Annotated in this window: 22 protein-coding genes; all 22 read right to left on the bottom strand. The window is 40.5% G+C overall.

Translation table 11 applies throughout. The annotated features are described in order from the left end of the window. Position 1: 1 nt before the first annotated feature. Positions 2–271, bottom strand: a complete 270-nt coding sequence (locus tag EKB01_RS02095; RefSeq protein ID WP_167265526.1) for a DUF1294 domain-containing protein — start codon at positions 269–271, stop codon at positions 2–4. Next, positions 268–1,305, bottom strand: coding sequence for a 3-isopropylmalate dehydrogenase (leuB, locus tag EKB01_RS02090; protein ID WP_167265524.1), 1,038 nt, complete (start codon positions 1,303–1,305; stop codon positions 268–270). The genes EKB01_RS02095 and leuB overlap by 4 nt, the downstream gene beginning before the upstream one ends. Positions 1,306–1,316: 11 nt before the next feature. Then, on the bottom strand, positions 1,317–2,879 hold the full coding sequence (locus EKB01_RS02085) for a 2-isopropylmalate synthase (protein ID WP_167265522.1): 1,563 nt from the start codon (positions 2,877–2,879) through the stop codon (positions 1,317–1,319). Between the two features lie 314 nt (positions 2,880–3,193). Continuing rightward, on the bottom strand, positions 3,194–3,850 hold the full coding sequence (locus EKB01_RS02080; protein WP_167265520.1) for an MmcQ/YjbR family DNA-binding protein: 657 nt from the start codon (positions 3,848–3,850) through the stop codon (positions 3,194–3,196). 43 nt (positions 3,851–3,893) lie between these two features. Further along, positions 3,894–4,526 (bottom strand): copper homeostasis protein CutC, encoded by a 633-nt coding sequence (locus EKB01_RS02075; RefSeq protein WP_167265518.1) that lies wholly within the window; start codon positions 4,524–4,526, stop codon positions 3,894–3,896. A 93-nt stretch (positions 4,527–4,619) separates the two neighbouring features. Continuing rightward, positions 4,620–4,979 carry a YbaN family protein gene (locus tag EKB01_RS02070; RefSeq protein ID WP_001220351.1) on the bottom strand — a complete coding sequence of 120 codons (360 nt, stop codon included), beginning with the start codon at positions 4,977–4,979 and terminating at the stop codon, positions 4,620–4,622. Between the two features lie 106 nt (positions 4,980–5,085). Next, complete coding sequence (topA, locus tag EKB01_RS02065; RefSeq protein ID WP_167265516.1) at positions 5,086–7,173, bottom strand: type I DNA topoisomerase; 2,088 nt, start codon at positions 7,171–7,173, stop codon at positions 5,086–5,088. A 117-nt stretch (positions 7,174–7,290) separates the two neighbouring features. Beyond that, positions 7,291–8,139 carry a DNA-processing protein DprA gene (gene dprA / locus EKB01_RS02060; RefSeq protein ID WP_167265514.1) on the bottom strand — a complete coding sequence of 283 codons (849 nt, stop codon included), beginning with the start codon at positions 8,137–8,139 and terminating at the stop codon, positions 7,291–7,293. Between the two features lie 83 nt (positions 8,140–8,222). After that, complete coding sequence (locus EKB01_RS02055) at positions 8,223–8,846, bottom strand: hypothetical protein (RefSeq protein ID WP_167265512.1); 624 nt, start codon at positions 8,844–8,846, stop codon at positions 8,223–8,225. A gap of 139 nt (positions 8,847–8,985) precedes the next feature. Continuing rightward, the gene (gene lepA, locus EKB01_RS02050) at positions 8,986–10,809 is read right to left on the bottom strand and encodes a translation elongation factor 4 (protein WP_167265510.1); all 1,824 of its coding nucleotides are present in this window, start codon (positions 10,807–10,809) and stop codon (positions 8,986–8,988) included. Positions 10,810–10,887: 78 nt separating this feature from the next. After that, the gene (locus tag EKB01_RS02045; protein ID WP_167265508.1) at positions 10,888–11,616 is read right to left on the bottom strand and encodes a metallophosphoesterase family protein; all 729 of its coding nucleotides are present in this window, start codon (positions 11,614–11,616) and stop codon (positions 10,888–10,890) included. Then, entirely contained in the window at positions 11,617–13,284 is a 1,668-nt protein-coding gene (recN, locus tag EKB01_RS02040; protein WP_167265506.1) for a DNA repair protein RecN, read from the bottom strand. A 6-nt stretch (positions 13,285–13,290) separates the two neighbouring features. Further along, on the bottom strand, positions 13,291–13,722 hold the full coding sequence (locus EKB01_RS02035; RefSeq protein WP_167265504.1) for an arginine repressor: 432 nt from the start codon (positions 13,720–13,722) through the stop codon (positions 13,291–13,293). Further along, positions 13,715–14,530, bottom strand: a complete 816-nt coding sequence (locus EKB01_RS02030) for a TlyA family RNA methyltransferase (protein WP_049478160.1) — start codon at positions 14,528–14,530, stop codon at positions 13,715–13,717. Before EKB01_RS02030 ends, EKB01_RS02035 begins: the two co-directional genes overlap by 8 nt. Further along, positions 14,523–15,398, bottom strand: a complete 876-nt coding sequence (locus EKB01_RS02025) for a polyprenyl synthetase family protein (RefSeq protein ID WP_167265502.1) — start codon at positions 15,396–15,398, stop codon at positions 14,523–14,525. Before EKB01_RS02025 ends, EKB01_RS02030 begins: the two co-directional genes overlap by 8 nt. After that, on the bottom strand, positions 15,395–15,607 hold the full coding sequence (locus EKB01_RS02020) for an exodeoxyribonuclease VII small subunit (RefSeq protein WP_167265500.1): 213 nt from the start codon (positions 15,605–15,607) through the stop codon (positions 15,395–15,397). The genes EKB01_RS02025 and EKB01_RS02020 overlap by 4 nt, the downstream gene beginning before the upstream one ends. Beyond that, entirely contained in the window at positions 15,585–16,925 is a 1,341-nt protein-coding gene (xseA, locus tag EKB01_RS02015; RefSeq protein WP_167265498.1) for an exodeoxyribonuclease VII large subunit, read from the bottom strand. The genes EKB01_RS02020 and xseA overlap by 23 nt, the downstream gene beginning before the upstream one ends. A 128-nt stretch (positions 16,926–17,053) precedes the next feature. Then, a complete protein-coding gene (gene udk, locus EKB01_RS02010) occupies positions 17,054–17,692 on the bottom strand; it encodes a uridine kinase (RefSeq protein ID WP_001181369.1) in 639 nt (212 codons plus the stop codon). A gap of 109 nt (positions 17,693–17,801) precedes the next feature. Then, entirely contained in the window at positions 17,802–18,680 is an 879-nt protein-coding gene (gene truB, locus EKB01_RS02005; RefSeq protein ID WP_167265699.1) for a tRNA pseudouridine(55) synthase TruB, read from the bottom strand. 20 nt (positions 18,681–18,700) lie between these two features. Next, positions 18,701–19,786, bottom strand: coding sequence for an AAA family ATPase (locus tag EKB01_RS02000; protein WP_167265495.1), 1,086 nt, complete (start codon positions 19,784–19,786; stop codon positions 18,701–18,703). Then, on the bottom strand, positions 19,787–20,587 hold the full coding sequence (locus EKB01_RS01995; RefSeq protein ID WP_167265493.1) for a hypothetical protein: 801 nt from the start codon (positions 20,585–20,587) through the stop codon (positions 19,787–19,789). A 10-nt stretch (positions 20,588–20,597) separates the two neighbouring features. After that, positions 20,598–22,268, bottom strand: a complete 1,671-nt coding sequence (locus tag EKB01_RS01990; RefSeq protein ID WP_167265492.1) for a hypothetical protein — start codon at positions 22,266–22,268, stop codon at positions 20,598–20,600. Between the last annotated feature and the right edge of the window lie 7 nt (positions 22,269–22,275).

Genomic DNA, 22,275 nt, shown 5'->3' with positions numbered 1-22,275 from the left:
ATTACCTCCAAATGAAATATAGGGCTACTAGTGTGGTTACCATGCCAAGGAACCAAACCGTTTTAAAATACCATTTTCGAGTCTTGTGATGAAAGGTCATTCCTGCTAACCAGGCACCAAATCCACCACAGACAAGTGCTATCGTCAAGAGAATTTTCTCTGGGATCCGCCAAGCACCTCTCCTTGCCTTGAATTTGTCGATTCCATATATGATGAAAATTATGACATTCCAAATCAAGAGGGTAAGAGTGATTCCTTCGTTTATCTTCATAGTCTTTCAATGATGGCTTCCGTCATTTCCTTGGTCGAAGCCTTTCCTCCTATATCTCTCGTTAAAATTCCTGCTGCCAAACTGGCTTCTACAGCATGTTCAATACGCTCTGCTTCCTCAAAACGTCCAAAACTATCTCTCAACATCATGGCTACTGATAAAATCATGGAAATAGGATTGGCAATTCCCTGACCAGCAATATCAGGTGCCGAACCGTGAATGGGCTCATAGAGACTTGGGCCATTTTCAGAGTGACTAGCAGATGGCATGACTCCAAGTGTGCCAGATAGAACGCTTGATTCATCTGATAGAATATCTCCAAAAAGATTTTCTGTCACGATGACATCAAATTTAGCAGGATTGGTAATCATAAGCATAGCAGCTGAGTCCACCAACTGGTGTTCCAAGGACACATCTGGGAAATCCTTGGCAACCTCCTCAGCCACTCTGCGCCAGAGTTTTGATGTCGCTAGAACATTTTGCTTGTCGATGCTGGTAACGATCTTACTGCGATTGCCTGCAATTTCAAAGGCTTTACGAATAATCCGCTCTACTTCCTCATAGCTGTAGTCGTTGATATCACGCGCTTTTCGCTCTTCAAGGATATGTTCTCCAAAGTAAATCCCACCTGTCAACTCCCGCACCACGACAAAGTCTACACCAGCAATTCGTTCCGGTTTGAGAGGTGACAAATGCTTGAGACTATCAAAGATTTTTACGGGGCGAATATTAGCATAGAGGTTGAGTTCCTTACGAAGAACCAGCAAGCCTTGTTCAGGCCGAATCGCTGCCCCATCATACTGGGGACTACCAATAGCCGCTAGGAGAATAGCATCTGCTTCTCTACATGCCTTGAGGGTCTCATCAGGTAAGGGATGCCCCTCAGCATCAATACCTGCCCCTCCAAAAGGTCGCCCATCTATCTCATAGTCAAAGCCCGTTTTTTCAGCTAGGGCCTCCAAAACTTCCAAACCAGCTTCCATGATTTCTGGGCCGATTCCATCTCCTGCTAGAGCTACTATTTTTTTTGTCATAGCCTTCTCCTTTACACACTAGGCATATCGCGGTAGGAAACACTACGCCCCATCTCACCAGCATTCTCCTTTTGAACAAAGGTATTGGCATTGATGTAGGCAATAGCCGAAGCCTTCAGTACATCGAAATCAAGCCCTGCTGCGTTAAAGATGGTCTCTGTATCTCTATTTTCAACAGTGACCAATACCCGAGCCTGAGCATCGATCCCATCTGTCACAGCGTCAATAGTATAGGATACCAAGCGAACGGATTGTTTGAAGAACTTGTCAATAGCATTAAAGATCGCTTCAACAGAGCCTTGTCCTGTCGCATTGAATTCGACTTTTTCACCATCCATATTGGCTAGGCTAACGAGCGCTTCAATCTCATTATCTGCATGGGTTTGCAGTTGTAAATCATCAAAGTGGAATCCTTCTGGGTTTTCAACCATGATTCCAGCTACCAGAGCACGAATATCTGCATCTGTGATTTCTTGCTTTTTGTCCGCTAGTGCCTTGAACTTAGCAAAGAGTGGTTTGATGTCTTCTTCAGTAAAGTCTAGAGCCAAATCTCTTAGTTTTTCTACAAAAGCGTGGCGACCGGACAATTTACCAAGCGGAAGGCTATTACTCTTAACACCGACCAATTCAGGTGTAATGATTTCATAGGTAAGAGGATTTTTAAGAACCCCATCTTGGTGAATACCAGACTCGTGAGAGAAGGCATTTCCTCCAACAACCGCCTTGTTTTTAGGAACTGGAATACCTGAGAAGCGAGAAACCATTTCTGATGTATTGATGGTTTCGTTTAGGACAATACTGGTTTCTGCTTGGTAGTAATCTTGGCGAATATTAAGCGCCACTGCTACTTCTTCAAGAGCAACATTACCTGCGCGTTCACCGATACCATTAATAGTTCCCTGGACACGTCCAGCACCGTGTTTAATTGCTGTCAAAGTATTTGCAGTTGCCATACCGAGATCATCGTGACAGTGGACACCAAAGACAACTTTATGATCTGATTTAATATTTTCAGTCAAGTGATCAAAGATACGTGCAAACTCTTCTGGAGTCGTAAAGCCAACTGTGTCAGGGATATTGATATAAGATGCACCTGCATCGACCGCTGTTTGAACGACTTGTAAGAGGAAATCCAACTCTGTTCTAGTCGCATCTTCAGGAGAGAATTCGACGATTTCAAACTTAGAACGAGCATAAGAAACATGTTCCTTGATAGCTTCTAAAATCTCTTCCTTGCTTTTATTGAGCTTATACTTGCGGTGAATCGGACTGGTAGCGATAAAGACATGAATTTGAGGATACTTGGCATCCTTAAGAGCCTCATAACAAGCATCAATATCAGATCTTACAGAACGAGCTAATCCTGTCACTGCTGTTTTTTTCATGACTTTAGCAATTTCTTGAACGGCTATAAATGAATCTGGACTAGCAGCCGGAAAACCAGCTTCAATTACAGAAATTCCCCATTTCTCCAGCTGTCTTGCAATGGAAACTTTTTCCTTTATTGAGAAGTTAACACCAGGTGTTTGTTCCCCATCACGAAGGCTTGTATCAAAAAATTCAACTTTACGCATAAGATTTCCCCTTTTCCAAATGTGGTTTTAAAAAAACATCTCGCTCAGAAGCCCAAGCGAGATGTTGATTTACTCCCGCTTGGTAAGCCAAACAGGACTAATGCTTTTGCACTAGCCCGAGTACCTCAACAACAAAGCAAATTGATTAAACTTAGCTGTTTTCATGTTTGACTTTCTCCTTCGTTTGATATCTTGTTTAGTATTTTAGCATAGCTAAAAACACTTGTCAAGAAAAAATCCATTATTTTCTGAAAATTTCTTCAGTAAAGAATATTTTGCTAATTGAAAGTATTTGAAAACTCAAGTAACTTTCTTTAATTTTTCACAGTCAAGTTCCAACTTCTTTCGATGAGTTCTATCACTTCTTCATCTTGCAAACTATCATCAAGCGCCAGACTAAGCCAGTAGCGTTTGTTCATATGAAAGGCTGGATAAATGCCTTTTTTTGAAAGCAAGTCAGCTACTTGGTCGTGTTTGAGGTTGACTGCTTCGACTAGTCCTTCTCTGCCCTTTTCCAGCTTATTCCATGGAATTCTCATCACAACAGCATACCACTTTTGATTGCCTTCATGGCGCAATACAGCTGTATCAGGCGATTTTTCCCACAAATACTCCAATTGATTACCATACTTTTCCTGAACTTGAGCCATGATACGCTTAGTCTGAGGGCAGATAAAATCCTGTACATCAAAGCAAGCCTTCCGAATCTGGTAAAGAATCTCCAAACAAGCCTCACGGACACTTCCGACAAAACTCCCACGCATGCTTTCCATATGAACTTGAGGATAGAGATCTCCCGTTTCCTGGTCAAAAACCTGAAAGCTCACATTATCAGGAGTGATGGAGAGTGTCATGAAAAATTCACCCTGCAAAATCTGGCAACTATAGGTCCAGACTTCCCCATTTTCCACAAAACCATAGGCATGGGCTTTTTCTTTATTAAACTGATAGGATTTAAAAATTTCAAACATAAGTGAAAACTGCTACCCAAAGCTAGCAGTTCCTTTCTATTTTTTAAAAGACAACCTTAGTTCCATGCAATTGTGTCACGCCCAACTGTTCGATAAAGGTTTGACGGTTGTCCAAATCAATCCCACCACCTGGCAAGATTTCAATTTTACCTTTAGCATGTTCCAAAATTCTGTGATAATGAGCGAAACGTTTCTCTAGCGAGTCACCAGACACACCAGCACGAGTCAAGATACGAGTGACACCAGCTTGGCTGAGCCAGTCAATGGCTTCCAACTGATCTTCATCACTCAATTCATCAAAGGCCATGTGAAAGACAATTTCCATTCCTTTAGATGCGACAATCAGCTTCTCAAGATTAGCCTTATCCAACTTCTTATCAGCAGTTAATGCTCCAAAGACGACCCCTTGACTACCTGCTTGAGCAGTCAAACGAATGTCTTCTAGCATAATAGCAATTTCTAGGTCATTATAGACAAAGTCGCCACCACGTGGACGAATCATGGTCATGATGGTCGTATCGTAGTTAGCTGCCAGTTCAACAGCTGCCTTGGTTACTCCATAGCTTGGTGTTGTCCCTCCTACTGCTAGATTGTCACAAAGTTCGATTCGACGAGCTCCAGCCTGCATCGCTTTTTCAAGCAAGGTCACATTTTCAGCACAAAATTCGTAAATCATTTGATTCTCCTTGATGTTTTCTTTAAATTTATTATATCATATTATTTTAAATATGCTTTCATTTTTATCAAGGCAAATAACTACTATTTTTATCTATTCTTTGTCAGGAATGACTTTAAAGAGATAGTAGGTGATAAAGACAGTCAAGGCTCCCAGACCGATTTTGACTGGCAAAAGAGGGGCAAAATAAATAGAAATTCCCATCAAGATATAGATAGAAACGATGATTTTTTTCTTGCGTTCTCGCGCGATTGACTTGGTTTCCCGAAAATCAGCTACATAGGTCTGATAAAGCTTTGTATGATAAAGCCAGTCTTCAAAACGCTTAGAAGATTTTGAAAAGCAAGCGATAGCTAACAAAAGAAAGGGAGTTGTTGGTAAAAGTGGTAGGACAACTCCAATAACAGCTAAAGCCAGTGAAATAAAGCCAATACAGAGATAAATGATACGCATGATTTCTCCTAGATAAATTACTCTTCCTCTAGTTTCGCATACAAGGGGGAAATTTGTCAAGCATCAACAAAAAAGAGCCTGAAATTCATTTTCAGGACTCTGCATTTTATTTAATTTTCTCTTCTTCGTAGTCGCCATTACTACATACAACCTGCTTACCACCACCACGGACTTTTTTCTCCACAAGGAAGTGTCCACATTTTGGACAGTCACGGCCAATTGGTTTGTCCCAGGAAGTAAACTCACATTCTGGATAGCGATTGCAACCATAGAAGATACGATTGCGCTTGGTTTTTCGTTCGATGATTTGTCCTTGATGACAGCTTGGACACTCGACTCCAATCTCTTTGACAATAGCTTGTGTGTGACGGCAGTCTGGGAAATTGCTACAAGCATAGAATTTACCAAAACGACCGAGCTTAATCACCATTGGACTGCCACAAACCTCACAGTCAAATCCAGCTGGCTCATCTTTGATCTGGATTTTTTCCATTTCAGATTCAGCCTTAGCTACTTCTTTAGAGAATGGTTTGTAAAAGGCGTCAATAACACGTTGCCACTGCTCTTTTCCAACCTCGACATCATCCAGTTTTCCTTCCATTTCAGCTGTGAAGGTCACATTGACGATGTCTGGGAAGTATTCAACGATGAGCTTGTTAACAATTTCTCCCAGTTCTGTCGGTTCAAAACGTTTAGCAGCCAGACGAACGTAGTAACGTTTTTGGATGGTTTCAATGGTCGGAGCGTAGGTTGACGGACGGCCAACTCCATTTTCCTCCAAGGTCTTGATAAGAGTCGCTTCCGAATAGCGAGCAGGTGGTTGAGTGAAATGTTGCTCTGGCTTGCTATTGACCTGTTTGACCACATCTCCTACTGTCATATCTGGCAACATTTTGTTCTTGTCAGAGTCATTGTAGATAGCAAGATACCCATCAAACTTAACTTGGCTTCCATTCGCTGCAAACTGAACCCCATTTTGAGAAAGCTTAACAGCCATGGTATCAAAGATAGCGCCTGTCATCTGGCTAGCCACAAAACGGTTCCAGATAAGGGTATAGAGCTTAAGCTGGTCTTTGTCCAAGTACTTAGCGATGCTTTCAGGTGTGTTAAAGACACTAGATGGACGAATGGCTTCGTGAGCATCCTGAGCACCTGAGGCATTCTTGACCTTGCTACCATGCTTGGAATACTTGCTACCAAAGCGGTCGTTAATATAGCTTGCTGCTTCGTTCTGAGCCACAGGACTGATACGAGTCGAGTCTGTACGCATATAGGTAATCAAACCTTGCACGCCCGATCCGATATTGATCCCTTCATAGAGCTGTTGGGCTACCATCATAGTCTTTCGAGTACGGAAATTGATTTTGTTAGCCGCATCCATCTGCATGGTTGAAGTCGTATAAGGTAGAGGCGCATTGCGTTTGCGTTCTTTCTTATCTACCTGGTCTACTGTGAAATCTTTGCTAGTCAAATGGGACAAGACTTCTTTGACTTCTTCATTAGTGGTCAATTTCATCTTTTTGCCATTCATACCGTAGAAAGAAGCCTGAAATTGTTTGGTTCCCTTCTTAAAGACACCATCAATTGTCCAGTATTCTTCTGGTTGGAAGGCATTGATTTCATTTTCACGGTCAATGATGAGCTTAAGAGCAACAGACTGCACGCGTCCTGCTGATAAGCCTTTCTTGACCTTTTTCCACAAAATTGGCGAAATCGAATAGCCTACCAAGCGGTCCAAGACACGACGAGCTTGTTGGGCATCGACCAAGTCCATGTCAATCTTGCGAGGTTCTTTAAAGGCATTTTTTACTGCGTCCTTGGTGATCTCATTAAAGACCACACGGTTGGCATCATTCTCATCCAAATCGAGAATATGAGCCAAATGCCAGGAAATCGCTTCTCCTTCACGGTCCGGGTCACTCGCAAGAAAGACTTTATTGGCCTTTTTAGCTTCTTTTTTTAAGTCATTGATGAGAGGACCTTTTCCTCGGATATTGATATACTGTGGTTCATAGTTATTTTCAATGTCGACTGACATACTGGATTTCTTCAAATCACGGATATGCCCGACACTGGCTAAAACCTTGTAATTTCTGCCTAGGTATTTCTCAATCGTTTTCGCTTTAGCAGGCGACTCCACGATGACTAGATTTTTCTTAACTGTTGATTTTTTCTTCTTTGTTGCCGTAGCCACACTATCACACCTTTTCAAAGTAATAAACTTTATAAAGTGTAAACCATTTTTCTATAGCTGTCAAGACCTAAGTCCTATATATAGAAGAAAAGTTTATCTGAGTGAACAAATTTCTCCTTAAAATTCAAACTCTGCCAGCACATCTTGACCACTTGTGACTAACTTTGCCCCCTCTTGGATCAAGTGGTGGCAACCATCTGAATGGCCATCAAGAATGTTCCCTGGAATGGCAAAGACATCACGCCCTTCTTCCATAGCTCGCTCACAGGTAATGAGACTCCCTGAACGCATTCTTGCCTCTGCTACAATGACCCCTCGACATAGTCCTGCTATGATTCGATTACGAGCTGGAAAGTGAAATTTCAAGGGTTCCTCTCCAGGTCCGTACTCGCTAAGTACCAAATGGTGATTGCCAATGTGTTCCTGCAAACGTTTATTGGCTCGGGGATAAAAAACATCCAATCCTGTTCCAATCACTGCAATTGTTCTTCCTCCATTCTGGAGTGCAGCCATATGGGCAGCCGTATCAATCCCTTTGGCTAAACCACTGACCACAATTAACTCGTTTTCCAAACCTTGAATGACTTTCTGGACCGACTTTGCTCCCTGACTAGAACATGAACGACTCCCTACAACAGCAACCTTTGGAAACTTCAACAAGTCCAGATTTCCTTTATAAAACAAGAGCACTGGAGCATCATAAATCTCACTCAGATCCCAAGGATAACAGTCATCAAGAATAGAAAAGGATGGAAATTTCTGAAACTCCTTCTCCAAGTGTGCATCATCTATCTGGAAATAGCGTTCCATAAAGACAGCAGGATTACGGCACCCCGATATTTCTGCAATATCACCTAGCAAGAGCTCCTGATCTACGGTCTCATCATATTCAAGAACAGTTAAAATCTGTTGATTGCTCAGCCCAGCTTTTCTCAATTTGTAAATCTCATAGTTTGTGATCTTCATATACAACTCCATTTCTTCTTTTCTACTCATCTATCTATTCGTAAAAAAAATAAAAAGAAGACCAAGAATCTTCTTTTTTTCTTTTATTCAGATTTAGTAGTTGACCAGCTACTTTCAACCATCGGTAAGATTGTTTTTAAAGTTTCCCCATCCCCTTCAAGTGAAACATAGCGGATTTTACCATCATTTGATCGGAAGACCCAGGTAACGAGGTATTTCCCTGACTTAGCAATTGCATTGACAACATAAGCTTCATAACCTCCAATGGTCGATTTGGAGCCCCAAACCTTACTGAAATCAGAGCTTTGTTCTTTGGAAGTTAAAATACTAGATGAGACAGTCACAACATCCAGTTTAGCATATTCTTCTTCGCTGATATTAAACTGCTCAGCCTTGAAGGTATTCAGCGTAACAATGTTGATATCTGTTCCATCGCAATACTGTATATCATTTCCACCTTCTACTTCATGGAATCGAACCCATGATTTGGGTACCTTGACAAAACCATATTCATTCGAACCGATGATTTGAGTCTCTTCCTTCTTCGCTTCGGAAACAGTAGAGCTAGAGCTACTCGTTTCCTGACTGCTAGAAGAACTAACAGCCGCAGTCGAACTTTCTTCGGTTGCTATTTGCGATTTATTAGAGCATGAAGCTAGAAAAACACTAGCAGTAACAACAGTTCCTAAAATTAATAATTTTTTCATCCTACCACCTTTCCATCTGCATTATAAGAAAAATCAGGACTCCTGTCAAATTTTAACTTGATCAATTCTGTCAGTTGACGATTTTTCTCATTCTCCTTTAAAGCAAAAACTCTTGAAAATTTCTCAAGAGTTTTGTTTTCTATTCTTCATCCATGCTTAAGACGCTAAGGAAGGCTTCTTGTGGGACTTCTACTGATCCGATAGCTTTCATCCGTTTCTTACCTGCCTTTTGTTTTTCAAGGAGTTTGCGTTTACGAGAAACGTCACCACCGTAACACTTGGCAAGTACGTTCTTACGAAGGGCCTTGATATCAGTACGGGCCACAATCTTGTGCCCAATTGCTGCTTGAATTGGAACCTCAAATTGTTGACGAGGGATGATTTTCTTGAGCTTATCAACGATGAGTTTCCCACGTTCGTAGGCAAAATCCTTGTGAACGATAAAGCTGAGGGCGTCCACCTTATCACCATTGAGAAGGATATCCATTTTGACCAGCTTAGATGGGCGATACTCTGACAATTCGTAGTCAAAGCTTGCATAACCACGCGTCGAAGACTTAAGCTTATCAAAGAAGTCAAAGACGATTTCAGCAAGTGGGATTTGGTAGATAACATTGACACGATTGTCATCAATATAGTCCATGGTCACAAAGTCCCCACGTTTGCGTTGAGCCAATTCCATTACTGCCCCAACAAACTCCTGTGGTACCATGATTTGCGCCTTAACATACGGCTCTTCAATAGTCGCAATCTTGGTTGGATCTGGAAACTCTGATGGGTTAGAGACATCCATAGACTCACCGTCAGTTTGGTTAACCTTATAGATAACAGACGGAGCTGTCATGATGAGGTCAATATTGAACTCACGCTCCAAACGCTCTTGGATAACATCCATATGGAGAAGTCCAAGGAATCCACAACGGAAACCAAATCCCAGCGCCTGAGATGTTTCTGGTTCAAACTGCAAACTGGCATCGTTGAGCTGCAATTTTTCTAGGGATTCACGAAGGTCATTGTATTTATTTGACTCGATTGGGTAAAGTCCTGCAAAGACCATAGGATTCATCTGCTTGTAGCCATGTAATGGCTCTGCCGCAGGATTGGTTGCCAAGGTAACTGTATCACCCACACGAGTGTCTTGAACTGTCTTGATAGAAGCCGCAATATAACCAACGTCACCTGTCGCTAGGAAATCACGCCCTACTGCTTTCGGCGTGAAAATACCAACTTCCGTCACATCAAAGGTCTTGCCATTGCTCATGAGTTGAATCTTATCGCCAGGTTTGACAACTCCGTCCATGACACGGACTTGAAGAATAACACCACGGTAAGCATCGTAGACAGAGTCGAAAATCAAGGCCTTGAGAGGAGCAGTTACATCACCAGTAGGAGCAGGAACTTTTTCCACGATTTGCTCGAGGATTTCTTCGATCCCAATACCAGCCTTAGCAGAAGCTAAGACCGCTTCACTGGCATCCAGTCCAATGACATCCTCAATCTCTGTACGAACACGCTCTGGATCAGCTGCTGGTAGGTCAATCTTGTTAATGACTGGCAGAATTTCCAAATCATTGTCCAAGGCTAGATAAACGTTGGCAAGAGTTTGTGCCTCAATTCCTTGTGCAGCGTCAACTACCAAAATCGCCCCTTCACAGGCAGCTAGCGAACGTGAAACTTCATAAGTAAAGTCCACATGCCCAGGCGTGTCTATCAAGTGGAAAATATAAGTTTCCCCATCTTTCGCAGTGTAATTCAGCTCAATGGCATTAAGTTTGATGGTAATCCCACGTTCACGCTCAAGATCCATACTATCCAGAAGTTGGGCTTGCATTTCACGACTAGAAACCGTCTCTGTCTTTTCCAAAATTCGGTCTGCAAGCGTTGACTTCCCATGGTCAATATGGGCGATAATGGAGAAGTTTCGAATCTTCTCCTGTCGTTGTTTCAATTCTTCTAAGTTCATGATGCTCTTCCTTTCAGGGTATCTATTAATTATAAATTGTTTTTAACATTTTGACAAGACCATACCCTGTTAGGAGTACTAATCTTCGGCAACAAAGCCATCATTTTCGATAAAGTGGTGTTCTGTCATTCCTTGGTCTGTAAAGACGATCCCATGAAGGACACCACCATAGACAGCTCCTCCATCCATGCCAATCTTGCCATCATCTGTTATCCAAAGCTCAGCTGTACCTCGGTCTTGCTTGAGCAAACCATAAACCGGTGTATGCCCAAAGACAATGGTTTTCCCAGTATGATTTTCGGCTTCGTGGAATGGTTTTCTGAGCCAGACTTTCTTGTAATCAGTCGTTTCATGCCAATCATCCAAGGTCAAATCAATACCAGCATGAACAAAGATATACTTGTCTGTCTCTACTACAAATGACATTTGACGAATAAATTCGACCAAATCTGCTGCTTCAGTCGCAACACGTTTAGCGTCTTCAACTGCATCCACAGGTGCATCTAAGGGACGACCTAGAATAGAGTTAATAGTTGTATCGCCACCATTTCGACGATAGTGGTCATAGCTTTCTTCAGGATTGTCCAACCAAGTTAAAAACATATACTCGTGGTTTCCTGATAGACAGATAGCCCCTTGATTGTCCACCAAGTCCTTGACCATTTCTAGAACACGGCGACTATCTTCACCTCGGTCAATCAAATCCCCTAGAAAAAGCAACTGGGTGTGACCATCCCATGTTTTGAGAAGGTCTTCCAACATACCTGCTTTTCCATGGACATCTCCAATTACATAATAATCTGTCATTTATTTCTCCCTCTTTTGCAATAATTCTCTGGCTTGGGTAAGGGCCGCCTCTGTTACATTCTCCCCAGCCAACATTTTAGCTACTTCCTCTACGCGCTCTTCTAAAGTCAAGAGACGAACCGTCGACACCGTTGAGTGCTCATCACTAATCTTCTCAATAAAGAATTGATAGTCCGCGATGGCAATCACTTGTGGAAGGTGAGAAATAGCAAGAACCTGACCATGTTGGCCAATCTTGTGAATCTTCTGAGCAATAGCTTGAGCCACACGACCTGAAACTCCCGTATCCACCTCATCAAAAACAATACTAGTCTTCCCTTCCTTACGAGAAAAGGCGGATTTAATAGCTAGCATAAGGCGAGATAGTTCCCCACCGGACGCAACTTTGACCAAGGGTTTAAAGTCTTCACCTGGGTTGGTAGAAATGAAAAACTCGACCGTTTCATTCCCCTCACGACTAAATTTACCCTTGCTAAAACGAACCTGGAACTGCGCCTTCTCCATATAGAGGTCTTGCAGTTCTTGTTTAATCTCTGCTTCAAGCTGCTGGGCCAAGTCATGGCGTGCTGATGCAAGTCGACCTGCCAAGTCGACAAGAGTTACTTCCAATTTCTTAAGCTCTGCTTCCATGTCTTCGGAGGAAAGGTTATTTCCAGTCAAGAGATTGTACTCATCCGTGATCTTAGCAAAGTAAAGCAAGACCTCATCCACAGTTCCACCATACTTGCGTGTAATGGTATTTAGAAGGTCTAAGCGATTTTCAACCTGCATGAGGCGATTGCCATCAAAATCTAAATCTTCAATGATATCTTCCAAACGCTTAGTTATATCTTCTAAAACATAGTAGGTCTCAGATAGAGAACTTGAAATTTCACGGTATTCAGGATCGTATTCTTCAACACTTTCCATGTCATTCATGGCTGAACGAACATTAGCTAGGCTAGAAAACTCCTCATTGTCCAACATAGTGTAGGCATTTGTCAAGGTATCCGCTATATTCTTGTGATTGAGGAGTTTATCTCGTTCTTGGTTGAGGGCCAAGTCTTCACCTGCTTGCAAATTTACCGCCTCAATCTCTGCCATTTGAAATTCCAACATCTCAATGCGAGACTTGTGTTCCTGCTGATTTTTCTTGACTTCAAGAACTTGTTTACGCATTTTGCGATAGGCGTCAAAGCTTGTCTGATAGGCTTGTTTAAGCTCAAAAAAGGCAGCATCACCAAACTCATCCAACATTTGGATATGAAGTTGGGGACGCATCAACTCTTCTTGGTCATGCTGACCATGAATATCCACAAGGTGTTGCCCAATGGCACGCAAGACAGACAGATTGACCATCTGGCCATTTACGCGACTAATACTACGTCCGTTTTGGAGAATTTCACGGCGAATGATGATTTCATCGCCCAATTCCAAACCTTGCTCATCAAAAAGTTCCTGTAAAACGCGACTGTTTTCAACCGAGAAAAGTCCCTCAATCTCTGCCTTAGGAGCACCGTGACGAATAACGTCTGTCGTTGCTCGAGCCCCCAACATGAGATTCATAGCATCGATAATGATCGACTTTCCGGCACCCGTTTCCCCGGTCAAAACAGTCATACCCTTTTCAAAATTGAGCGAAATCGCCTCAATAATGGCAAAGTTTTTTATTGAAATTTCAAGTAACATACTGACCTACCATTTTTTGACTTGTTCAACAATTTCTTCAGCTGCCTCTGCTGTTCTAGCTACAATTAAGATAGAATCATCATCAGCTAGACAGCTAAAAATCTGTTCAGGAAATGCTTCAACCAACTGACTCTTCACAAAAATAGTATTTCCAGGAATAACAGAAAGGTTGATCATATTTCCCATTAGCTCGGAACTCACAATATTATCCTCAGCCAACTGCAAACTTTTGACGATTGATTTTGGTAACTCATAAATATAGGTATTGTTCTTCAAAGGAATTTTAACAATACCAAGCTCTTTGATGTCCCTTGAGACAGTGGCTTGCGTAGCAGAAATACCTGCTTCCTTCAAATGCTCAACGATTTCTTCCTGAGTCCCGATTTGATAATCCGTGACAAATCTTCTAATTTTTTCAAGTCTCTCTTTTTTATTCATCTTTAAATTCTCTATGTGCTCTCTCTACAACTTTTTCTATTTCGGGAGCAACTTGATTACTTGCTCCCTCTTCCTTTTTCAAATATGCCAGAAATTCAATGTTTCCATGTCCACCTTGGATTGGTGAATAGTCTAATCCAAGCACTGAAAAACCTTGCTCAACTGCCATAGCAGTGACAGATTCAAGGACAGTTTGATGAACCTTGGCATCGCGAATGATTCCATTCTTTCCAATCTGCTCACGACCTGCTTCAAACTGGGGCTTAACCAGAGCCACCACCTGCCCTTGATCTGCCAAGACACGGTGCAAGGCAGGCAAAATCAGACTGAGGGAAATGAAACTCACATCAATACTGGCAAAGCTCGGTTCCTGCTCAAAATCAGTCTTTTCAGCATAACGAAAATTAAACTGCTCCATGCTGACAACCCGTGGGTCTTGACGTAATTTCCAAGCCAACTGATTGGTGCCAACATCGACTGCAAAGACTAACTCAGCACCATTTTGCAACATGACGTCAGTAAATCCACCAGTGGAAGCCCCAATATCAATCGTAGTTGCTCCCTCCACTGACAAATCAAAGACCTGCAAGGCCTTCTCTAGTTTTAGACCACCTCGACTGACATACTTGAGTTTTTCACCCTTGAGTTTTAGCTCAGTGTCATCTGGGATTTTCTCTCCTGGTTTGTCAAAGCGTTCTCCATTAAGGACTGCTACGACTAGTCCAGCCATGACACCGCGCTTGGCCTGTTCTCGCGTTTCAAACAAGCCCTGTTTATAAGCTAGTACATCCACTCTTTCCTTAGCCATTGATTCTCAAACTTTCTACTATTTTCACAATCGGTGCTGTTTCAAAGGGAACCTGCTGGGCAATTTCTTCTAATTTAGCCTCGGCTTGATTCAGAGTTTGGTTACAAAAGGCAATGGCCTTTTCCAAGCCCAACAAGGCTGGATAGGTCGACTTTTCTGCCTGTAAATCCTTTTGCGGTGTCTTGCCGATTTCCTCAAAACTAGCTGTCACATCCAGCACATCATCTCGAACTTGAAAGGCAAGTCCGATTAATTCACCCACAGTTTTCAATTTTGCTTGGATTTCTGGCGCTAATTCTGCTATGATAGCAGCTGCTTGGAAAGGGTAGGCTAGTAATTTTCCAGTCTTATTGGCATGAATGGTCTGAAGTTCTTCCAAAGACAAATGTTGGTGTTCGCCTTCCATATCTAAAACCTGACCTGCTACCATGCCTAGACTTCCTGAAGCAAGGGATAGGTTGGCAATCAAATCCACCTTGATCTGACTTGGCAAATCTGCCTGCGCTATCAAGGCATAGGGATCTAGGAACAAGGCATCACCTGCCAATATTGCCATCGCTTCGCCGAATTTCTTATGATTGGTCAAGCGTCCCCGACGATAATCATCGTCATCCATAGCAGGAAGGTCATCGTGAATCAAGCTCCCTGTATGAATCATTTCCAAAGCCGCAGCCACCTGAGCATGTTCTGGTCTAATAGCAACCTGCAAGGCTTCCAGAACTTCTAAAAGAAGAAAAGGGCGAATACGCTTGCCACCAGCATGAATGGAATAGAGAACAGACTCTCGTAAACTAGAGGCAAACTGCTGATCTCCATAAAAGTCTTCCAAGGCAGCCTCCACAAGAGCTAATTTTTCTTGCTTCTTCATTCAAAATCACTTTCTGTTCCGTCTTCTTGCATGACCTTGACCAAGGTCTTTTCAGCCTTGTCCAAGGTCGCTTGGAGTTCTTTTGACAAGATCATGCCCTTTTGAAAGGCAGCAATCGCATCTTCCAGAGCAATTTCACCATTTTCCAAACTTTGGACAATGTTTTCCAGTTCTGCTAGATTTTCCTCAAATTTCTTTTGTTTTGACATCTTTAACCTCTAATTCTACTTGACCATCTCGCATCAAAAGCGTCACTTGGTCTTTTTTCTTCAACTTCTCAACCGAATCAACAACTGACTCTTCTTTTTTGACAATTGCATAACCACGCGCCACAATTCGGCTAGTATCCAACATCAGCAAGGCTTCCGAAAGGCGCTTGACCTCAGCAACCTTGGCATCATAAACTAAGGCCATTTGGCTACGGAGGAGCTTGTCCAACTGAGCAAGCCGATCCTGATAGCGTTGGATTTTGGTAACAGGTGATAATTGCACCAATTGGTGTGTCCTTGCTTGGACTAGTTGGTTGCTGTCAGAAATCCGTGTTCGCAAACTTTGTTTTAAGCGCAGTTGCAGCTGGTCCAAGCGTTGCAAATAGCCGTCATACAAGCGCTCTGGTTGTCTAAAGATAACAGACTGACTGCATTTTTTCAGAGCTTCTTTTTTTCTTGACAGGACATTTTGTACAGCTATCGCCATTCGTTTTTCCTGATTTTGCAAATGGGTCAAGAGATCCAACTTAGTGACAGGTGTTGCCAGTTCAGCTGCAGCTGTTGGCGTCGCAGCACGACGATCGGCTACAAAGTCTGCCAAGGTCACATCCGTCTCATGCCCAACACTGGAGATAACTGGCAAACGAGATTCAAAAATAGCCCGTACCACAATTTCTTCGTTAAAGGCCCAGAGATCCTCGATCGAACCACCACCACGACCAATAATGAGCAAATCCAAATCGTCCCGTTGATTGGCACACGCAATATTTCGAGCAATTTCTTCTGCTGCTCCTTCACCTTGTACCTTGGTCGGATAGAGAAGAATGTCGACACCTGGAAAGCGCCTGCTGACGGTCGTGATAATATCTCGAATAACAGCTCCGCTACGGCTTGTCACTACACCAATTCTCTTTGAAAACTGGGGCAAAGGTTGCTTGAAGCGTTCTTGAAACAGACCTTCTTCCGTCAATTTTTTCTTGAGTTGCTCAAACTGAATCGCAAGCGCCCCAACCCCATCAGGCTCTGCCTTTTCAATGATGATGGAATAACTCCCACTTGGTTCATAGACCTGTACACGCCCAATCACATTGATCTTCATTCCTTCTTCGAGGTCGAAGCCTAATTTTTGATAAATCCCAGACCAAATAGTCGCTTGAATGACTGCTCGGTCATCTTTTAGGGAGAAATATTGGTGAGTAGGACGTTTACGAAAGTTGGAAACTTGACCAGTTAAATAGACCCGTTCCAAGTAAGGGTCTTTATCGAATTTCATTTTCAGATACTTGGTCAAAGTTGTTACCGATAAATACTTTTCCATCTCCACCTACTATTCATTTTCTTGCTTTTCCATGGGTATTATTATACCAAAAACATGCTTAAAAATCACCTTTTTCCTACTGAAACTAAAGGAAAAATAGAAAAAGGAGGCTAGGCCTCCTCATCTGATTATTTGCTGTTTCGTGCTTCTTCCAAAATCTTTGCAATCTTGGTGGTCAAAAGGTCGATAGCAACGGTATTGCTGACTCCTTCAGGAATGACGATATCGGCATAACGCTTGGTCGGCTCGATAAACTGGTGGTACATGGGTTTGACCACACCCAGATATTGGTCAATAACACTATCCAGACTACGGCCTCGTTCTTCCATATCGCGCTTGATACGACGAATAATGCGCACATCATCATCTGTATCCACAAAAATCTTGATATCCATCAAATCGCGCAGACGCTTGTCCTCCAAGACCAAAATCCCCTCAACGATAAAGACATCCTGAGGCTCCTGACGATAGGTCTTGCTACTCCGTGTATGCGCTGTATAGTCATAAGTTGGAATGTCCACCGGACGCCCTGCCAACAATTCCTTAATCTGCTCGATCATCAAATCTGTATCAAAGGCAAATGGATGGTCATAGTTGGTTTTGACACGCTCTTCAAAAGTCAAGTGAGACTGATCCTTGTAGTATGAGTCGTGCTCAATCATGGAAATCTTTTCATCAGGAAAATGTGATAAAATGGCCCTCGAAACACTGGTTTTACCACCACCAGAACCACCTGTCACTCCGATAATGATTGGTCTATTTTGCATGCTATCCTCCGTTTTTTTATCCGTCGTCTATTCTATCATATTTTTAGCAAAATTTATAGTCTGATTTGGATAGTCTAGGGGAAACAACATTCCCTACACTCCAGTTAGACTAGCCAAAAACCTTCCTTGGCTTGTAGACATTTCCCCTTTTTTCTAGAATGGCTAGCAATTTATCTCCTTCAAAGGCAGCAAATTCCTTTTCCGTTTGGTCCAACTCAATAAAACGACCAAAGCGCACTTCTGTAGCCTCTTCTGGAGTTAAGAAAACTTTGACAAGGTCACCTATTCCAATCTCTAGAGGATGGAGAAAGTCCAGTTGACCAGCCTCCACTTTTGCAGCAATTTCGTCCAAGGTAAGAGCATCTTCCAGTTGTAAACCTGCTGCACTCGTCCGAGTCAAATGGGACATATGGGACGCATAACCCAGCTTCTCTCCCAAATCAACTGACAAGGTACGGATATAAGTCCCCTTACTACATTTCACACGAAATGTAAAACGTGCGAGGTGATCCTCATAAGAAATCGGACTCGTCCTCTCAAATTGATAAATAGTGACCTGACGTTCTGGACGCTCCACTTCCTGACCTGCATACGCATACTCATAGAGCTTGCGACCATTGACCTTGACAGCCGAGTACATAGGCGGAATCTGAGTAATAGGCCCAGTCAGACTAGCAATCGCTTCATCGACAATGGTTTCATCTAAGGGCGACAAAACAGGTGTCTCTGCGACCACTTCTCCACTTGCATCCTCGGTCGTCGTTGAATAGCCAAGAGTGATTTCCCCCTCATAGACCTTGCCCTCGTCCTGCATAAATTCGACCATACGGGTTGCCTTGCCAACCGCGATTGGCAGAACTCCCACTACATCCGGATCCAAGGTCCCACCATGACCAATCTTCTTGGTTCCCAAAATCTTACGCAGTTTAAAAACCGCATCATGCGAGGTCATGCCCGCTTCTTTTTTTAAGTTGATAATACCGTTCATGTTTTGCTTTCTGATTTCATTCATGAAATATCTTCTTCAAGAATTGTAATGTAATTAACTTTTGTAACAAAAGATAGTGTGGCTAATCTTCTTGCTTGGTTCATAATTATCCTATCAAATACATTTCTTACAAATCGCCCATTTGCATTTTTATTTTCAGGATTGCTACTATGTAATTCTAAATATTTTTTTAATATTTCTTTTGCAGAATCATGTAAAATGTACTCTTCATTTTTACAATATGAAAGAAAAATATTAAACATTTGGTCCACAGTATAATCTTCAAACGTAATAAAATAATTAAATCTTGATTTTAACCCAGGATTAGATTCAAAAAATTTTTTCATCAATTCATCATATCCAGCAACAATAACCACCAAATCATCACGATAGTCTTCTAATGCTTTAGTTAACTCAGTTAAACACTCTCGACCATAGCTATCACTTTTATCGTTTTCAGTAATACTATATGCTTCATCAATAAACAATACACCACCTTTGGCTTTTTGTATCAATCTCTTAACTTTCGAAGCAGTTTGTCCTTGATATTCTGCTATTAAGTCTGTTCTAGTCGCCTCAATAAAATGACCTTTACTTAATATTCCTAATGATCGATACATATTCCCAACGATTCTAGCCACAGTAGTTTTACCAGTACCTGGATTACCTAAAAACGCCATATGCATCGTTCTATTTGTTTTTTTAAGACCGATTTTTTCTCTACTTTGCTGAACTTTATTAAATGCGACTAGATCTTCAATCTCTTTCTTCACATTTTCTAAACCTATCAAGGAGTTTAATTCATCGGACAGCTCATCAAATGATTTGGTATTGATTTCTTTTAAAATAGCGTACTCACTATCTATTAATCTAGAACCAAGATATTTATACAGTAACTCTAAAACCGTTGATTGTCTATCTTTAATTTTGGGAAATTTATCATTATTTGATAAATTTCCTAAACGTTTTATTAACTCTAATTCTGCATTTTTAACATTATCAACTATATCTTGAATAGCTATTTCTAATTCATAAGTACTATTTGTTAAATCATCAATTTTCTTCACTTCAGATTTTAACAGTTTTAAATATGTTTCACTAATCATCTACATTCCTTTAAATAACAGAAATACCACTATTAGAGCGAATAAGATTCCTAAGGCATAGAATCCTTTTCTAAGGAAACTAATCTCTTTTTGCTTTTCCTCTAATTCAGTTTTAAATTTCTCGATTATTAAAGTAAGATTTTTACTTTCGTCTATTAATCGAAAATTCATCTTATCTACATCGTTTTTCAGTTCATTTTGTGTTTCTTTAACTTGTAAATGCAAATCGTTAAAACTATTTTCTATTTTCACTAATGATTTTAGCTTCGCTTTTAAACTATCAATTTCAATTTGAATTTCACTTTGCTTCTCTTCAAGTTGTTCTAACTCTTCTAGCTTTTTATGATGCTTCTTCAATATATCAATTAAATCTTTATTCTGTTTAAAAACATCATCTAATAGTTTTTTATTACCTGTTTGATATTCTTCTATCTCTTGCAATCCCTGTATAGCCTTATTGTTTGCCTCTTTGGCTGCAACCAAAGACTTTGAAATGCTTTGAATATACTCATCATCCAATATTTGAAATGTTTCGTAAATTGTATTAAATTCCTGAATAATTTTTTTAATATGCTTGTTTTGTTCAATCATTCTATTTTGAACTTCATCTGTGAGAGCGTTTAAATCCTTACCTTTAACATCATATTCCATGCCAATAAATCCTAGCATTGGATCTTCTTGTGGGACAGTTGGTAAATTTGATTGTTCTGGAATCTCTTCACTAAAAGCTTTTAGGGCTTCTTTTTTCTCATTAAATTTTTCAGATTTTGCTAAAACCTGAATCTCTAATTCTTCTGACATAAACATTCTCCTATAATAAATCATTTAATGCACTTTGCATTTCTTCAAGTTCACTTTGCTTTTCATCAAAGTACATTTCGTTAGCTAATAATCGCTGTTTGAAATCAATCTTCGAATTAGAAAACTCCTCTTGAACATTACCAAGAAGTTCTCTTAGTTTTTGATGGTTCTTAGCCATCTTACTGAATATATCATTTCTTTTAATAGCAACATTCTGCTCAGCAACAAAAATTTGAACATCCTGAATTCTTAGCAATTCGTTCTTCTTATCAGCTTGTTGTTTTTGATTTTCCTCAATTAATTTTTTTGAAATAAATTGATCAAGTCCGTTAATGATTATCGCTCCTAAGATTCCAGTTAGTAAACTTGCTAAGAACATCCCTAAAATATTAGCAATTGTTCCTAGAAGTTTTATTTCAAAAGTCATACCTGGTATCTTATTTAAGAACTGTTCAAAATATTCTCCTAAAAACATTGCTCCTACAGCAACTAAACCTGAAGTAATAATTTTTGAAATGTGAGCTATCTTAATTGCTGTAGAATGTGTTTGATTTGCAGGGTTAGATAAATAAGAAATACTTTCTCTTATAGAACCAAATAATTGTTTAATCAAGTTTGGAAGTTTTTGTAATTTTTGGTTAAATCTGCCAATAATTTCTCCTACGATGCTTCCAACAATACTATCTACACCTACTTTAATAAAATCTTTGATTTTGCCAAAAAATGAATGAAGTGCTTTTTTCATTTCCTCTATAAATGTATCAAAAGATTGTTTCTTTGCTTTAAAATATCTTACTAAAGCATTCATTATTTCTTTCAACATCTCAAATAACGCTGCAACAAACATAGCTTTAACTGTGTCTTTACCTGCCTTGTTCGCCATTCTAACTGCTGCTTTCTTTGCTATTGGTTTATACATAGCTTTCTTTGCACTTTTCTCAACCTTTAGCATCTTATGTGAATCAGCAGCTAATTTATCATTTAATCTTTTTTCGTTTATAGCTTTAAGATTTCGTTTTTCGGAATCTGAAATATCCTTCTTGTCAATTTTTTTATTAGCTCTTTCAACTTGTTCTTTTAGATTTTTTTCTCTTACTTCTCTATCCTTTATATACTCGCTATTAGATTTTGCACCTTTACTTTTATTAAGTGATTCATTAGTTGCTGCTAAATTTTCCTTTTTGTTTGCTAAATCTGCAGTATCTATATCAGCAATCTTTCTCCAAGAATTTTCAAAAATTTGTTTACGTGCTACAACGTGATCCAAATTTGCGTTTTCATTTAATTTTAAAGTTTTTCCAGTATATTCATCCTTTAAATTTCCAGATTTTTGCTTTTCTTTCATAGCATTATTTGCATCAGTATACCTTTTATCTTTCATTATTTTAGCACCCTCTTCTTTTGTATAACCATTAGGATGTTTATCGTTATACTGCTTAAGAAGCGTGTCACCTGTCATATCTAAACCAATTTGATTCGCAAATTGATCCCAGATTTCATCTAAAATAACATCTCCTAATTTATCTGGTGAACTAATCTCTTTACATTCTAGTTCTAATTTTTCGAGATTAGAAAACTCCATTGTAAATTGCTGTTCCAATAGTTCTTCTAATTCGTCATAGTTTATATTTTTAGACTCATCTACTTCTTCAGTACCCAATACTAATAATTCATTTTCCACTGCTTTC

The sequence above is a fragment of the Streptococcus sp. CCUG 71758 genome (genome assembly GCF_011714815.1).
In the GTDB taxonomy this organism is placed as follows: domain Bacteria; phylum Bacillota; class Bacilli; order Lactobacillales; family Streptococcaceae; genus Streptococcus; species Streptococcus halitosis.
Note: the sequence above shows the minus strand (reverse complement) of the source record. Positions and strands in the feature narration are given on the sequence as shown.

Excerpts from the sequence above, each read along its gene's own strand:
- EKB01_RS02055 (WP_167265512.1), bottom strand. The coding sequence starts at position 8,846 with ATGAAAAAATTATTAATTTTAGGAACTGTTGTTACTGCTAGTGTTTTT.
- EKB01_RS02095 (WP_167265526.1), bottom strand. The coding sequence starts at position 271 with ATGAAGATAAACGAAGGAATCACTCTTACCCTCTTGATTTGGAATGTC.
- EKB01_RS02035 (WP_167265504.1), bottom strand. The coding sequence starts at position 13,722 with ATGAATAAAAAAGAGAGACTTGAAAAAATTAGAAGATTTGTCACGGAT.
- EKB01_RS02030 (WP_049478160.1), bottom strand. The coding sequence starts at position 14,530 with ATGGCTAAGGAAAGAGTGGATGTACTAGCTTATAAACAGGGCTTGTTT.
- EKB01_RS01995 (WP_167265493.1), bottom strand. The coding sequence starts at position 20,587 with ATGTCAGAAGAATTAGAGATTCAGGTTTTAGCAAAATCTGAAAAATTT.
- EKB01_RS02020 (WP_167265500.1), bottom strand. The coding sequence starts at position 15,607 with ATGTCAAAACAAAAGAAATTTGAGGAAAATCTAGCAGAACTGGAAAAC.
- udk (WP_001181369.1), bottom strand. The coding sequence starts at position 17,692 with ATGCAAAATAGACCAATCATTATCGGAGTGACAGGTGGTTCTGGTGGT.
- truB (WP_167265699.1), bottom strand. The coding sequence starts at position 18,680 with ATGAACGGTATTATCAACTTAAAAAAAGAAGCGGGCATGACCTCGCAT.
- EKB01_RS02000 (WP_167265495.1), bottom strand. The coding sequence starts at position 19,786 with ATGATTAGTGAAACATATTTAAAACTGTTAAAATCTGAAGTGAAGAAA.
- EKB01_RS02075 (WP_167265518.1), bottom strand. The coding sequence starts at position 4,526 with ATGATTTACGAATTTTGTGCTGAAAATGTGACCTTGCTTGAAAAAGCG.
- dprA (WP_167265514.1), bottom strand. The coding sequence starts at position 8,139 with ATGAAGATCACAAACTATGAGATTTACAAATTGAGAAAAGCTGGGCTG.
- EKB01_RS02080 (WP_167265520.1), bottom strand. The coding sequence starts at position 3,850 with ATGTTTGAAATTTTTAAATCCTATCAGTTTAATAAAGAAAAAGCCCAT.
- xseA (WP_167265498.1), bottom strand. The coding sequence starts at position 16,925 with ATGGAAAAGTATTTATCGGTAACAACTTTGACCAAGTATCTGAAAATG.
- EKB01_RS02025 (WP_167265502.1), bottom strand. The coding sequence starts at position 15,398 with ATGAAGAAGCAAGAAAAATTAGCTCTTGTGGAGGCTGCCTTGGAAGAC.
- leuB (WP_167265524.1), bottom strand. The coding sequence starts at position 1,305 with ATGACAAAAAAAATAGTAGCTCTAGCAGGAGATGGAATCGGCCCAGAA.
- EKB01_RS02085 (WP_167265522.1), bottom strand. The coding sequence starts at position 2,879 with ATGCGTAAAGTTGAATTTTTTGATACAAGCCTTCGTGATGGGGAACAA.
- EKB01_RS02070 (WP_001220351.1), bottom strand. The coding sequence starts at position 4,979 with ATGCGTATCATTTATCTCTGTATTGGCTTTATTTCACTGGCTTTAGCT.
- EKB01_RS02045 (WP_167265508.1), bottom strand. The coding sequence starts at position 11,616 with ATGACAGATTATTATGTAATTGGAGATGTCCATGGAAAAGCAGGTATG.
- recN (WP_167265506.1), bottom strand. The coding sequence starts at position 13,284 with ATGTTACTTGAAATTTCAATAAAAAACTTTGCCATTATTGAGGCGATT.
- lepA (WP_167265510.1), bottom strand. The coding sequence starts at position 10,809 with ATGAACTTAGAAGAATTGAAACAACGACAGGAGAAGATTCGAAACTTC.